The 14,313-nt window shown below is 42.9% G+C and carries 16 protein-coding genes; 6 read left to right on the forward strand and 10 right to left on the reverse strand.

The window, feature by feature from the left end; all coding sequences use genetic code 11:
* Positions 1-346 precede the first annotated feature (346 nt).
* Positions 347-904: an elongation factor P gene (efp, locus tag F6K53_RS25890; protein ID WP_293071725.1), complete on the forward strand. Its 558-nt coding sequence runs from the start codon at positions 347-349 to the stop codon at positions 902-904.
* A 144-nt stretch (positions 905-1,048) separates the two neighbouring features.
* The gene (gene accB / locus F6K53_RS25895) at positions 1,049-1,579 is read left to right on the forward strand and encodes an acetyl-CoA carboxylase biotin carboxyl carrier protein (RefSeq protein WP_293021715.1); all 531 of its coding nucleotides are present in this window, start codon (positions 1,049-1,051) and stop codon (positions 1,577-1,579) included.
* 185 nt (positions 1,580-1,764) lie between these two features.
* Here the strand turns inward: accB and F6K53_RS25900 are convergent, their stop codons facing one another.
* The 3 genes from F6K53_RS25900 to raiA all read right to left on the reverse strand — a co-directional run bounded on the left by F6K53_RS25900 (position 1,765) and on the right by raiA (position 4,590).
* Entirely contained in the window at positions 1,765-2,403 is a 639-nt protein-coding gene (locus F6K53_RS25900; protein WP_293071726.1) for a GerMN domain-containing protein, read from the reverse strand.
* A gap of 146 nt (positions 2,404-2,549) precedes the next feature.
* On the reverse strand, positions 2,550-3,326 hold the full coding sequence (locus F6K53_RS25905; RefSeq protein ID WP_293021719.1) for a DUF2993 domain-containing protein: 777 nt from the start codon (positions 3,324-3,326) through the stop codon (positions 2,550-2,552).
* A gap of 622 nt (positions 3,327-3,948) precedes the next feature.
* On the reverse strand, positions 3,949-4,590 hold the full coding sequence (raiA, locus tag F6K53_RS25910) for a ribosome-associated translation inhibitor RaiA (protein ID WP_293071727.1): 642 nt from the start codon (positions 4,588-4,590) through the stop codon (positions 3,949-3,951).
* Positions 4,591-4,781: 191 nt separating this feature from the next.
* Here raiA and lipB point away from each other — a divergent pair, with 191 nt between their 5' ends.
* Complete coding sequence (gene lipB, locus F6K53_RS25915) at positions 4,782-5,441, forward strand: lipoyl(octanoyl) transferase LipB (protein ID WP_293071728.1); 660 nt, start codon at positions 4,782-4,784, stop codon at positions 5,439-5,441.
* A gap of 200 nt (positions 5,442-5,641) precedes the next feature.
* Here the strand turns inward: lipB and F6K53_RS25920 are convergent, their stop codons facing one another.
* Positions 5,642-7,636 carry an NFACT RNA binding domain-containing protein gene (locus F6K53_RS25920; protein ID WP_293071729.1) on the reverse strand — a complete coding sequence of 665 codons (1,995 nt, stop codon included), beginning with the start codon at positions 7,634-7,636 and terminating at the stop codon, positions 5,642-5,644.
* A 621-nt stretch (positions 7,637-8,257) separates the two neighbouring features.
* Between F6K53_RS25920 and F6K53_RS25925 the strand changes: the two genes are divergently transcribed.
* Both F6K53_RS25925 and F6K53_RS25930 read left to right on the forward strand, forming a co-directional pair.
* Positions 8,258-9,052 (forward strand): phycobilisome rod-core linker polypeptide, encoded by a 795-nt coding sequence (locus tag F6K53_RS25925; protein WP_293071730.1) that lies wholly within the window; start codon positions 8,258-8,260, stop codon positions 9,050-9,052.
* A gap of 272 nt (positions 9,053-9,324) precedes the next feature.
* On the forward strand, positions 9,325-9,657 hold the full coding sequence (locus F6K53_RS25930) for a Nif11-like leader peptide family natural product precursor (RefSeq protein WP_293071731.1): 333 nt from the start codon (positions 9,325-9,327) through the stop codon (positions 9,655-9,657).
* 52 nt (positions 9,658-9,709) lie between these two features.
* Here the strand turns inward: F6K53_RS25930 and F6K53_RS25935 are convergent, their stop codons facing one another.
* From F6K53_RS25935 to F6K53_RS25960, 6 genes are all read right to left on the reverse strand, one after another.
* Entirely contained in the window at positions 9,710-11,017 is a 1,308-nt protein-coding gene (locus F6K53_RS25935; protein WP_293071732.1) for a HEAT repeat domain-containing protein, read from the reverse strand.
* Between the two features lie 2 nt (positions 11,018-11,019).
* On the reverse strand, positions 11,020-11,505 hold the full coding sequence (locus tag F6K53_RS25940) for an ankyrin repeat domain-containing protein (RefSeq protein ID WP_293071733.1): 486 nt from the start codon (positions 11,503-11,505) through the stop codon (positions 11,020-11,022).
* Between the two features lie 9 nt (positions 11,506-11,514).
* Positions 11,515-11,814 (reverse strand): ankyrin repeat domain-containing protein, encoded by a 300-nt coding sequence (locus F6K53_RS25945; RefSeq protein ID WP_293071734.1) that lies wholly within the window; start codon positions 11,812-11,814, stop codon positions 11,515-11,517.
* Positions 11,815-11,956: 142 nt separating this feature from the next.
* A complete protein-coding gene (locus F6K53_RS25950) occupies positions 11,957-12,445 on the reverse strand; it encodes a bleomycin hydrolase (RefSeq protein WP_293021733.1) in 489 nt (162 codons plus the stop codon).
* 103 nt (positions 12,446-12,548) lie between these two features.
* Entirely contained in the window at positions 12,549-13,082 is a 534-nt protein-coding gene (locus F6K53_RS25955) for a phycocyanin subunit beta (protein ID WP_293021735.1), read from the reverse strand.
* A gap of 582 nt (positions 13,083-13,664) precedes the next feature.
* The gene (locus F6K53_RS25960) at positions 13,665-13,859 is read right to left on the reverse strand and encodes a hypothetical protein (RefSeq protein WP_293071735.1); all 195 of its coding nucleotides are present in this window, start codon (positions 13,857-13,859) and stop codon (positions 13,665-13,667) included.
* A 247-nt stretch (positions 13,860-14,106) separates the two neighbouring features.
* Here F6K53_RS25960 and F6K53_RS25965 point away from each other — a divergent pair.
* Positions 14,107-14,313: hypothetical protein (locus F6K53_RS25965; RefSeq protein WP_293071736.1), on the forward strand; the 207-nt coding region annotated here is incomplete at its 3' end.

A 14,313-nucleotide genomic window follows, 5' to 3' on the forward strand; every position in this document is an offset into this window, starting at 1 on the left:
AGAAACTCCGAAAAATCTGTATCCAAATATACAATAATTTTAGAAATAATTCTCCCCATTTCCCGCTCTTCCCCTCCTGGGAGGGGTTAGGGGTGGGTTCCGACTCCCGATTCCCGACTCCCGACCCTGATTAAAAAACCTACCCCTGTAAGCTTCCTATCCCCCCATCGATTTAACTAGCGTTGAGGTGATTAGCCAAAAGTATCGTTTAGTTTAGGATGGGCAAGTCACTTAGCGCAACACTTTGGCACAAATCTTTACCTTAACCTCCAAAGTGCAACTTTCAACCTTCAACCTCTCAAGGGTAAAATAAGATGCCGATTGTTCTGCCCGAGTTAGCAGGTTAATGATTTCTAGTAACGACTTTCGCACTGGTGTCTCTATTGAGTTAGATGGATCCGTATGGCGGGTAGTGGAATTTCTCCACGTCAAGCCTGGAAAAGGTTCCGCCTTTGTTCGTACCAAACTAAAAAATGTCCAGACAGGGAATGTTGTAGAGAAAACCTTCCGGGCTGGGGAAACAGTACCCCAGGCAAACCTGGAAAAACGTGCCATGCAGCATACCTACAAAGATGGCGATGAATATGTCTTCATGGATATGGAAAGCTTCGAGGAAACTAGTCTAAGTGAATCCCAGATTGGCGATCGCTGCAAGTATCTCAATGAAGAAATGGAAGTGAACATCCTCTTCTGGAACGACCAGATTCTAGAAGTAGAACTGCCCAATTCTGTAGTGTTGGAAGTAGTCGATACCGATCCTGGTGTTAAAGGTGATACCGCTACTGGCGGTACCAAACCAGCCAAGGTTTCAACAGGAGCTCAGGTGATGGTTCCTCTATTCATTTCCATAGGAGAGCGCATTAAAATCGATACCCGTAATGATTCTTATCTTGGTCGCGAGTAAATTGTTTTGATGCCCTGATTTGATGCCCTGAATAGATCATGGCAATCAAGATAATGGACTCACCTGACTACTAAGGCAAAATAATGCCAAAAAATCTTAACCCTTAGCCTTTAGCCCCAAGACCCTAACCTCTTTTTAAAAATTGTGGCATTAGACATCAATCAACTTCGTGATCTGTTAGCTGCTATTGCTCAAACCGATATTACAGAACTGACCCTCAAGAGTGATGATTTTGAACTCACAGTGCGTAAAGGGGTCAGTATCACCCCTACTAGTGATTCCGGTGAAGCTAGCACTCCTTATCAAGCTGCTGGCTCCGTAGGGGTTCCCATCTCTGGCTCCACTATACCCACTGCTCCCACACCAGTACTAGAGGTAGCCTCAACACCAGCAGCAACAGTCCCATCAGTACCTCCACCAGGGGTAGATCAAAAGTGGGAGGAAATTAACTCACCCATGGTCGGGACATTTTACCGCGCTCCTGCTCCTGATGAAGACCCCTTTGTGGAGGTAGGGGAACGCATTAGTGCTGGTCAAACTGTTTGTATTATTGAAGCTATGAAGCTGATGAACGAAATTGAAGCAGAAGTGAGTGGACAAGTAATGGAAATTTTGGTAAAAAATGGAGAACCAATAGAATATGGTCAAGCACTAATGCGGATTAAACCTGACTAAGGATTACTCCTTAGATAGGTTTGACAGATGTCAAGCTAATAATAGCTGCTAGAAGCGAAAATAGGTTTGCTGGGCATGGGAATTAGAGGTCTGCCAACGTATATTTATGTGCCGCAGCGTCGGTTGACAAATTTTCATCCAACGCTAGTGAGCAACTGCTCAAAGCAGTCTAACCTGGGAAACCTCTAGAGTGGGAAGTTTTGATTGACATCTTGGCGAGTCAGTGGTTGATCAAGCATTAAGCCTTCTCCACCTAAAACCTCTAGTTGTTTCCCATCTACCTCAATCCATACCTGAGTATTGGGGTCTAAACTGCTGGCTGTATAAACAACTTGCGCCAGACGACCGCTCATGGAGCTACTGCCGCCACCAACGGTAAATTCCTGGGACAAATCTACATGAACACCATCACTTTTGAGAGAAACACCCCGTAGTTTTGTACCTTGGGGAATAGTGGTCGTAAATGTGCCATTGGTCGGTCCAGCCAATAAACCCTCGAATGCGCTCTCTAATATCTGACCTTTGTTAAGGGTCTTATTATTTAAGGGAATTGAACTAGGAATTAAAACAATTTGGTTATCAACATCATTGAGCCAATAGACCTGAATTTTTTCCTTAGTTGAGGGTTTTTCAGTTGTGGGTTGTATAGTCTGAGATGACTTAGGTGTAGATGATTGGGGTGTAGTTGTCACAGGCACTTCTGGGGAAGATTGCTGTGAACGCCATGCCCACCAGGTACCTCCACCTCCTGCTGCTAAGACTAGGATGGAAATACTGGCAATCACACCGAGAGGAATACCACGATCGTCTTGTTGGTCATGCATAATAACTGATTAATCAAAAGGTTGATTTACGGTAATTTGATTTACTATGATCAGATAGGACTAGTGGCACGAAACCAAATTGAATTTTTGAGACTTCATCCTTGATATTTCATCCTTCATCTTTGATATTTCATCCTTAACACGGTTTACTCCTTGATCCGGACAAATGCTGCTAATTCTAATTCACTAGGACTTAACTCAAATTGTAAGATTCGGGCTGTGATGCCTTCATCTTCAATATTACTGAGATTTAAGCGCTGGCTGAGACTACCAACAAATAACTTGATTAACTGAGGTGGGAGTGGGTTCCCATCAACCGACAACTTTGGTTCAATTAGCTGTATGCTTTTCCCGGTCAGGATGCCCACACCGGAGTTTAAGATAATCTCTAGGGGTTGATTATCTCCTTGCTGCAATGTCACTTGTAAATAAATACGGTTGTCATCTAGAAAGTCTACTTGTGAGTTCAGTAGTTTATAACGCCTACTGCCACGACTGATCACAGCATTGATCAAATCGTTTAATTGTTCTCTAACTTCCGGCGACTCTAGAGCTTGGTTAATATCTGACTCGGTTAAAACTAGACGCACTCCAGCTTGTAGCGGTTGCCTCAGAGAGTTCGCTAGTGAGTCTTTACCACCTTTACGGACGTTCTCTATATCAAGGTCAATCGGATCAGTTTCTAGTTCCAAGACACCAATCCGGATATCTGGCGTCAGCCATAAGCCCTTACCAGCAATTAAAACCTGGTCTACTTTGCCTGGCAAAATTTGGTAATTGGGAGTGTTGTTAACTCGGACTTGCAATTGCTCGACCTGGGAAAGCTGGGAGCGGATATTGCTTTCGATCACCTTGTCGAGGATGAAACCCACCCCAGAAACCACAGTGATTAAGCCTGATAGGAATATGGTCAAAAATTCCATGGAAAAAAAAAGGCACAACGTTAAGAGTGAGGTGAGGCAAGGAGGGCAGTTAAGGGAGATAGGGTAGGTGTAAGTAGTAGGACAAAATTAAAGTTAACTGTTAAGACTTGGGAACGATAAACTTGCCTATCAGGCAATAGAAGGGGATTCAATGCCTTCACAGGTCTTACACAATTCTTACACATGTCTTAACACAGTTAACTGAATCAGGACTTACGCACCAAGACCGTTAAAACCCGGTTTCTGGTTGTCTTGATGCAGTCGCTCATGGGGGGGACCCCCAAGACCGCGCTGCATCGCTATACATCAAACGCTGAAATCGGTGTAATTACCGTTAATAACCAGGTTGGTGGCGTAAGTGCTGTTTATTTCTATCCAGGTACTTACCAGAAAATTCCCTCTTAATCTTATCCCAAAACCCAGTTGAACAACCCTGTGCTAAGAGCTCCACCACAATTCCAATTTCCATGGAAACACTATAAAGTCAGGCATAAATTGTGATAGCAAACAACCCCACACCAAGCTTTTACGATGGTGTGGAGCTTTGAGAAGATTTTGTTAACTCTGGTCAACGGTCAACGGTCAACGGTCAACGGTCAACCTTTAACCTTCCACAGAGTTTTTATATGAATCCTGCGGCAGCACTAAGGCTTTGAGGCACCTTACCGTTAGTGTGGTGAGTTTTTCCATTGCCATTACGGGGCTGGATTACTCCATATCCGCCATGATTGCGTTCATAGATTACATTAATCTCCCCGGTTTTAATGTTCCGGAACATATAAAAATCGTGGTCTACTAGCTCTAGTTGTTCCAAGGCTTCCTCTACAGTCATTGGGGGCATGGCAAAATACTTCATACGCACCACTTCTTCGGGTAGCTCAGGAGTGCGATCGCTAATCAGATCAACTGGCACCGATTCTTCTTCTAGTATTACCTCTGTCTTGGCCTGATTACGGGTTTTCTGGGATTGCTGCTTCTCCTTATATTTGCGCAGTTGACGATGAATCTTATCAGCCACCAGATCAATGCTGGCATACAAGTTTTCAGTCCCCTCTTGGGCACGAATCACTGTCTTATTGGCATAAATGGTTACTTCAGCTGTCTGTTTCGGGTTTATCCGAGGATTACGAGCCACCGATAGATTTATATCCACCTGATTGGTAATGTTTTGAAAATGATTGACCGCCTTTTCTATTTTTTGATGTACATAGTCACGAATTGCATCGGTGATATCGATGTTTTTACCTTGGATAACAAGCTTCATACTGACTACTCCATCTCGTAACGTTTGCGCTTGACAATAGCAGTGGAGGTTGGGGAGATCTGCTATTGGTTCATACTCTTACCCTATCACTTTGTATTCTAGAGAACATCAACTCTTGATTTCTCTTTAAATTCCTTTGCATTCGTTGACATTGATAAAATAGGGCATAGAGTATGAGATAATTGAGGATTGTGCGTAAATGTTTAATTAGTCATCAAGGCTTAGTCCCTTACACAGTGGCTTGGGAGCAACAGCGATCGCTAGTTAGTCAACGGCTCCAAGATTCCAGTTTGGATGATATTCTCCTGTTGCTGGAGCATCCACCGGTTTACACCCTAGGAAAAGGGTCGAGTATTGACTTTCTCAAATTCGATCCCAATCAGGTTAACTCGGAGGTGCATCGGATAGAGCGTGGTGGTGAAGTGACCTACCACTGTCCTGGACAGCTGGTAGGCTACCCGATTCTCAATCTCCGGTATTATCGCCAAGATTTACACTGGTACCTCAGACAGCTGGAGGAAGTTTTGATTCAGGTATTGGCTGTCTATGGACTCAAGGGTGAGCGGGTGACTGGGATGACTGGTGTCTGGCTAGAAGGATGTAAAGTTGCTGCCATTGGCATTAAGGTGAAGCGCTGGATTACCATGCATGGCTTTGCTTTGAATGTCTGTCCTGACCTTGCAGGTTTTAATCATATCGTTCCCTGCGGCATTGCGGATAAACCCGTGGGTAGTCTAGCTCAGTTTATTCCGGATCTTAATGTGGAACAGGTACGCTTAGATCTGTGTGGTAAATTTGCTGAGGTTCTTGGCGTGCAACTGATTAACCAAGGGGAAAGGGGATTTTCCTGATACCAAATAGCTAAAGTACTGCTACATATTAAAAAAAATCACCAGCTGTGGATACAGCTGGTATGGTCTACACCATTAATTAGAGATACGTCGTCATTTTCCATGAGGAAAATCCAGGCTGCGCGTTCCCAAACCGACAGCCTAAAAATTTCTGATAATTTGATCGTAACAGAGAATACGTTCTTTTTTGTAATTAAAGTTTACATTTTTTGGGTTGAGACAGATGCCATCAGGTAATGACGACCTTGATCAGGACGCCCCCAGAGGATTTGCTCGTGCTTATAAATCGCCATGCCTGGTTTAGCTCCTTTGGGCTTGTAGACATATTTGGGTTTCGTGTAAACCACTGGGACCTGTTCACTCTGACACCCCCGGCTGTTGTAAGCGGCTAGATCAGCAGCAAATTGCAAATCTGCTGGATCAGCTACTGTTCCTGGCTCTAATCTCAGTAGTACATGACTCCCAGCAATCTCTTGGGTATGAAACCAGAGGTCATAATCCCCAGCGGTACGAAATGTCAGCTGGTCATTTTGCCGATTGTTGCGACCAATCAATAATTCAAAGCCACTGGGAGTTTGATATCGATAGGGCTGTGAAACATCCGATAGATTACGACTCCTTTGAGCAGAAGCTTCTAAATATCCTTGCCCAATTAGCTCTTCGCGGATTTCCTGTAGGGTTTGTAAGTCGTCTAGAGTGTTATAGGTGTTTAGCTGAGTCAATGATGCCTCGACTTGCTCTAAATACTGTATTTCCTCTTGTACTTCTTTTAGTAATGGCTCAACCGCATCGCGAGTTCGTTTCAGTTTTTGGTGTCGCTTGTAGAGAGCTTGGGCATTTTGGACAGCATTTTTCTCAGGATTTAAGGGAATCTTGACTGGCTGGTTGGTTTCAAAGTCAGGTAGGGTGATCGATTTCATCCCTGGTTGCCAATCCTGGAGATATGCCATTAATAAGTCAGCTTTTTCTCGGGATTGATCAGCTTGGTCAGATTGCTGTAAACGTTCCTTAAAGCTAGAGGCTTTTTGCCGTAGTTTTCGTAGGTTATTATTTAGCTTCTGAGTCAGTTGGTTATGCAACCGGGCAAACTCGTGTTGATTGAACTGATTGGTGTAGTAAGAATTTAGTAAGGTTTGGATATTTTCAGCTGGTTTAACTATCCCCCAATCCATTACTGTATATCCTTGGTTTGTCCAGCCTGGCTGAAAAAGGTTAGCAGGTTTAAGGTTGGCAGGTTGTTCGCGTAGCGTGGCCTTTTGGCCAAGGTTAGCAGGTTGAAGGTTAACAGGTTGTTCGCGTAGCGTGGCCTTTTGGCCAAGGTTAACAGGTTGTTCGCGTAGCGTGGCCTTTTGGCCAAGGTTAACAGGTTGAAGGTTAGATGGTTGAAGGTTAGATGGTTGAAGGTTAGATGGTTGAAGGTTAGATGGTTGTCGGTTGGCTGTAGACAAGTTGCTAACGTTTAATAAAGTTTGTAACCATTGTTGCCAGCGTTGAAATAGGTTTTGCCAGTCGGATTCTTCTAGGGTTTCGGTGGATTGCTTTGGGTCTAAACCAGCTGCTTGTACCATTGAGCGAGCGAGGGTGGGACTCAATCCTCGATAACTTTTGAGTAACTGATGTGCTACTGCTCCTGGTATCAAACTGACTCGTTCTTGCCAGCTCTGGTAGGGTTCAGTCAAACTGGGGCTAGTGCCAGTCAGGGCTGGTGGGAGTTCGTAGGGTTGACCGGTTTGAATAGTACGGACGGTGGATTGCTGGTTACTGACTTGATGAGCAGTGGTGACAATTAGATTGTCAGCATCAGTGAGGATTAGGTTACTGTATTTGCCGATAATTTCTACATACAAATGCCAAGTCGGAGCTTCTCCAGGGCGTTTGGCAAATTGCAGGTCTAAGACTCTCTCCCAAGGGGCAATGGTTTCGATGGCAATTAGGGCGAAGCCACCTAACTGGTGCCTCAGTTGGTCACTAAAGGTGAAGGTGTCGGGAACCCGAGGGGGTGGATCTCCTATGCAAATTCGGGCAGCTTGGGGATGCCAACAAATGGTGAGCCAACCTCGACCATTTAGGGTGCGTAGGGCGATGGCAATGGTGTAGCGATCGCGTTGATAGACTTGTTCGGCACGTCCTGGTACCCAGGTAGCACGGAGCTCAGAACAAGCAGCGGTCAGGGTGGTATAGTCAACAGGTTGCATGGGCCAGGTGCCAGATCTGAGCTTGGTAGGATTCGGGTTTGAGAATGGGTTCGCCTAGCGGCTCAATGCGCGGGCATCGCATTTTGGCTTTGGCTATGCGATGGGCTTTGCCCCGCTACGCGAACGCAGTCTAGCCCAGTTCCAATTTTCAGTATTTACAATACTATTGTATTAAGTCAGGCTTAGGGCTACGATGTTAGTCGAGAAACTACCTCTTCTCAAGTCAGAGCTAACCTAGCCAGTGTCCTAGATCAAGTACAGGATGACCAACCAATTATTTTATTGTCATCAAAAATTTGCTCAAGCCTGGGAGTAGACTGAGGCCACAGTCAGGTTGATGGTCAGCGATTTCAAGTCGATTTGGGTCCATAGTCGCAAGGGCAATACTGCAGCAGAAAGGGCCGGGTTAGCTGACGTAACCTGGAGTTGGCATGACTTGATCAGCTATCGCACACTGTGCTGATCGACCACCAAATTTTCCAAATAATAATTTTTGTAAATTTGTTTCTCATAAATTAGGACAAGATCGCACCTATTGGTTATTTTTAGTATGGATTGCTTAATCAAGCAATTAAAGACGATTTTAAAAGTTAAGCTTTTTTAGTATTTAGGAGAAAGTGGATGGGAAATTTAGCTCGTTCGGCAACCCTCGGTTTGGATGCCTTTGAAGGAAACCCTTTAGAAATGCGTCCTAATCAGACTGAAGAGGATTTACAAATCATCATTAGGGCTGTTTACAAGCAAGTCTTGGGAAATGAGCATTTAATGGAAGAACAACGTCTGGAAAGTGCTGAAGCACTTCTCCGGGATGATGACATTACTGTTCGTCAGTTTGTGAGGATAATCGCTCAATCCAATTTATATAAGTCACTTTTCTTCCATTCCTCTTCTCCATACCGCTTTATTGAACTGAATTTCAAACATTTGTTAGGTCGTGCGCCTCAATCTCAACAAGAAATTCAAGACCACGTTCAAATCTATTACGAACAAGGATATGATGCTGAGATTGACTCCTACATCGATAGCGAAGAATATATTTTGAACTTTGGAGAATATATTGTTCCTTATCCTCGTAATATTCGTTCCCAAGTTGGTCTCAACAACGAAAGCTTCAATCGCATGTTTTCCTTGTTAAGAGGTTCTCCTACTAGCGACAGAAATAACAGTGCTCAATTAATTACCTCTGTCGCCTCCAATATGGCTACTCCAATCGAGCCCCTTGCTATGGGCAATGGTGGGAACTATGACAATACTGGTAAACGTTTTAAGATTACCTATTCTAGTTCCAACGACTTCGCTCGTGCGCAAAAAGTCAGCAAACAACAGATAACAGTAAGCTTTGATTGTATGTCAAAAGCATTTCAGAATATTCATGGAGTAGGAGGTAAGATTATTAGCATTACAGAGGCACTTTAAAAAGCTCCTCTGTGACCAGCAGCAATTGTCCTAGGTTACCTTAAAACTAATGATTAAATCTCATCTATCTCATCGAGATGAGATAGATGGGATTTTTTTTAATTTTTTTTCAAGAGTGGGACAGGATTGCATAATTTAACACTGGCTGGTATTTAACACTGGTATTGAACACTGGTCGCTGACCTAACTCAGCATAAATGTTTCAAGATTAATTAAAAAATTCATTCGGGCTCAACACATAAACTTACAACTTAGAAAAGATCTTGTTTTTTATGTCTAAACAACAGCTCATGGACTTTATTGTTGCTGTCAAAAAAGATGAATCATTGAAAGCACAATTAAAAGATGCCCAGCCCGAAGAAATTATCCGTATTGCCGAGCAAGCAGGATTTAAGTTCTCCGAAGAGGTTAAGGGGAGATTTAGGAATCGCTGGGCAGGAGTCTACAGCTGTCCTCAAAGGGAGGATATTAACGAGATCTGTCCAGCACTTTGTCCGCCAGGTTTTAAGTCATTAGCTGAGTACTCTCAGTCAACCTGCACCCCTTACGACAAAGAAGAAAAATATGATTTTCGTTCTGGCTTTAAATATACTAATGTAACATAGTTTAATAAATAACATAGTTTGGGGTTTGGGGATTTTCGGGACATCAAGTCCCTTAATCTCCCTGGTCTACCTCCCTACCCTGCTTACCCTGAGGGGGGTAACTCTTGCCCTTTAGTTGAATCAGCCAATCAGAGTCATTAGCACAAAGAGCGCGACCACTTGAATCACCCAAATAATCTAATGCTAATAAACAAGCATACTTTAATTTCCAAACTTTACTTTCAAGACCAGCTTTTAAATGGGGAATTGCTTGCTTGTTACCTAAGTTACCTAAAGAGATAGCAGCTGCAATTCTCGATTTGACAAATTTGTCTCCCAAATTAAGTAAGGTATCCACAAAGAGATCGTAAGCAGGTTCGTATTTCAACCAACCAAATAGTTTAATAATATGGTAGTGAGCTCCGTAATCTTCCTGAGCGTTTTCGTCAAAAGATTTTTTTAATATTTCTCCAGCATTAGGGTAAAAATCGAGCATCGCCTTACTTGCCAAATAACAATAGGCAAAATCTGTATTGTAGAGGTCTTGAATTACTCTTTCCAAACTCGGTTTTTGGGGATATTCATAAGCCATTTTAAGGTCTTGAGGATGATCCCAAATTGCTAAATCAAAACTCGATTCCATTACCGAATCATCAACGGTTCCTTTTTCTTGTGCCTGATCTGCTAAAAATCGCATTCCCCGAAGACGTAGAGATTGGGAAACAGGAGCAGCAGCTATATCAGGAATAGCCCCATCGTATTCTAAATCCATCAGGTCTTGAATCGCTCCTCGCCGGGCGTGAATGTTTTTATCATTCAAGAATTTGATAATTCGATGGACTTGATTGTCATCTCCTGATAACTTACAGGTAGCAGCTATGGCTGCACAAGCTATGGCAGAATCTTCTGATTCCGTAAATCGAGCAATTCTTGCCAATGCTGGTTTATAATTGAGTTTAGTTAGAGTTTGAATGATTACTCGATAAATTTGTCCTTCTTTCTCTAATAATTGAGCAATTTTTTCCAGAATGTCCTGATTAGATGTCCCAATCTCGCCGATTGCCCAAACAGTATTTTCTACCATATAGCGATCATTATCGGCCAAGAAAGGTTCCATGACTTCGATGGCATGATTAACCTTTAAGCGTCCTAATGATTCGATGGCTTTACGCTGTGCTTGACGATTTTCCCGTGCAGGATTAGGGTCTTGCAAAACTTTGATTAGTGCTTTGATTGAGCGTTCCGTAGGAAAGTTTACTAAATGAGCTGCTGCTAGATAACGGTGATATTTTTCTTTTAGTTGTTCTACTGGTGTTTCCAAAAGTTCAATCGCTTTTTCTTCTGATAAACCAGGAAATAAGTTTAGAAAAGGACTAGTCATCTTTAAATTGAGGATTTGAGCAGTTTGACAATATCGCTATAACCTTGCTTTTGAGCCATCATCAATGCTGTGTAACCATATTCGTCTTGGGCATTAATATCTGCCCCAACTTTAAGCAAGGTTTTTACCGCATCTATATGACCATGAGCTGCTGCCATCATCAGTGCAGTCCAACCATGTTGATCTTGAGGGTTAATATCTGCTCCATAGTTGAGCAATATTTTTACGGTTTCTGTATGTCCCGATGATGCTGCTGCCTGTAATGCGGTTCCGCCATATTTATCTATCGCATTTACCTCCGCACCCTTTTCAAGTAAAACTTGTAAGGTCTTCGTTTGCCCTTCCCGCGCTGCCCACATCAATACCGTTCTACCAAAGAGATTATCTTTTCCATCGATATTAGTAACGTTTTCAAGTAATAAACTTAAAGTCTTAGTATCACCGCTCTTAGCTGCCTCTATTAATTGAGCGTTTATCTCAGCAATCATAATAGTAATTTATTCTTTTGCTCCGCTATCCCTGAGAATTTGCTGGATTTCTTTTAAGTTGAGTTTGATAGCATATTTTAATGGGGTATAATCCCAATCATTGATGGCATTAACATCAGCTCCTTTCTCGATCAAAAATTCCACAATCTCTCTATAGTTACGAGATACAGAACGCATTAGAGCAGTGGCATTTTCTTTATCCTTAACATTGACATCAGCCCCTTGGGCTACTAGGGATTTTACGACTTCTAGATCTCCATCTTTACTTGCCTGTAAAAGTCCTTCGTTAAGATCATTTGTAGAATTCATAATTATCTGTCAAACACCAATCAAAAACAAACTGATAAAGTTAAATAACCCTGAGCAGTAAACTTAACCAATAAAGCTAAGCATCCTGCCCAGAGTTTTATAAAGAGAATTAACTCATCAAATTAAATTGATGGCAATGTCCCTAGGACATAGAGTTAATTAAATAGTCGATATAACCAGTCAATTCTGTGGCAGCTTGAGCAGACATATCGCGAGGAACGCAGATACGATCTCTTACTTTAGTGAAGGCAGCCACATAAGCAGCAGTATTGATTCCGAGGGAGCGGTAAACTTCACGGGCTCCCGCAATACCCCATTCGTCAAGAGGACCAGTACCACCAATAACTAAGCAATAATTAATTAAGCGTAGGTAGGTAGTTACATCGCGAAGACATTTGTCTTTGCGTACTTCAGGAGTGCAACCTTTGCTAACTCCGTCGGGAAATTCTGCATAAACTGCATCAACAGCTTCTTTAGCAACGGCTGCGTAGTTGGAAGCTAGCTTGTCTGCTGCTTCTAGACGCGCATCAGCCCGTTGAATATTACCAGCAATAGATTCTAAATCAGATCCACTGGGATACCGACCTGCGGTATCTGCTGAAGCAATCGTAGTGGTTAACACTGATTTCATGACTCAATTATCTCCTATTTTTCAATTAATGTAATTGCAGCTCAAACAACAGCTTGATTAAAACTCCTTTAATCAGCATTAAAACTTGTCTAACCAGCTAAGGTTAGCTAATCGCTGTCGTTACTGCATCGAAATAACCACCAATTTCTGAGGCTAATGAGGCGCAATCACCTTGAGTTACAGTCATTTTGCGCTGAGAAGCTGTGTTAGTTACAAAGGCAAGAGCAGCAGCTTTCATAATGTTGACAGCACGACTGACACTACCTGTAGGAACACCTAATGCGGAGTAAGTTTCTTTTAAGCCATTTAAGCAACGGTCATTGAGTACAGAAGCATCTCCTGCCAAAATAGCATAGGTGATATAACGTAGAACGATATCCCCATCCCGAAGGCAAGCAGCCATTTTACGATTGGTATAGATACTACCACCAGGTGCTGTCAGACCCTCGTTTTCGCACACAATACCAGATACAGCATCAGACACGATACAACTAGAGTTGCTAGTAATGAAGCTCGCAGCATCTAGACGGCGGTTTCCCAAAGAAACAAATTCTTTGAGAGCATTTAGGCCATCACCACCGAGAAATTCACCCTTTTGGTCTGATGCAACTACTGCTCTGGAAAAAGCATCGAACATTTGTTTGTCCTTGAATTTATACAAAAGGTTTATGGATATCTCTATGAAGATACAATAATGAAGGTTCTCTTAGTCCTGTTTCTGAGAAACAATGTAATAAAAGTTTATATTTTAGCCTAATCCGCAAGAAGACCCACGCCTAGTTGTCCTCAGAGCGCGGCAAGAAAAGTCCTAGGGGCGAAGCCTTTGGGGAATCATTGCAGGCTGAAACCCTAGTAAGTCCATTTATAGCAACCGGCACGACGGTTAGGACGCCAGTTGCCAGACAGGCTCGATGGGATCCCGTAGACAATCAAACTGGTTGAGTTGCTTGCCTTAGCAACTTTGGAGCCGAGACCAGCATCCCTCAATCTGGCTAAGGTCTGGTTAATCGGTAGGTAAGTATTATAGCGCTACGCGCAAGGGCTTTAGGCATGCATGCAAGAGGCAAGAGGCAAGAGGCAAGAGGCAAGGGTGCATCTCATATTTGAAAAGGTGCGCTTGACCCATTAAGAATTAAAGCGCGCCTATCGGCAAAGCCGACGCGGGGCGCGAACGGGCGCGCACCTAAATGTTCTGTAGGGTGCGTTAGGGGCGCTCGCCCTAATTTTCAGCCTCAATGCCCGGGTTAGGTTGCTGCCCGATTGTAACGGGCAAGATGCCCGTTCCACCCACCAGGTCAAACAACATGCATTGAGATGCACCCAGAGGCAAGAGGCAAGAGGCAAGAGGCAAGAGGCAAGAGGCAAGAGGCAAGAGGGGAAAGATATCCTCTTTTTTGACAATAAAATTAAACATTACTATTGTATCTAGTCCCAGCATGACATTGATTACTCGACTTTTTTTTTCTCGATTTCAGTAATTAAAAAATCGCTAGTATAGGAATTTTAGCAATTAGTATTTACGGCGATTATAGTTTAGATTTAGATCTAAAAATGTACTTTATTAATTTACACTAATTTTGTAATAATAATTAAGTCATATTAAATTTGCAATTTTTCAAAAAAAAGTTGCCATTAAAGATTAGTTTCGTGCTATAATAAAAGTGACCTTAATTAATAAGGTAAAAAACCAGCCCCCTCAGAGTGAACAACTACGGGGCTGGCTATTACCCCCTAGTAAAATAGGATTGGGTAAATCGACAGGATTACTCCTGTTTCGTCCCCTTGGCACCGTGCGAACAAGTCTCCAAGTACACGGCGCGACCAATTCCTTTAGAACTCATTTATCATTACCTCCTCTTTTCTTAGGT

It is taken from the genome of Moorena sp. SIO4A1, from assembly GCF_010672065.1.
In the GTDB taxonomy this organism is placed as follows: domain Bacteria; phylum Cyanobacteriota; class Cyanobacteriia; order Cyanobacteriales; family Coleofasciculaceae; genus Moorena.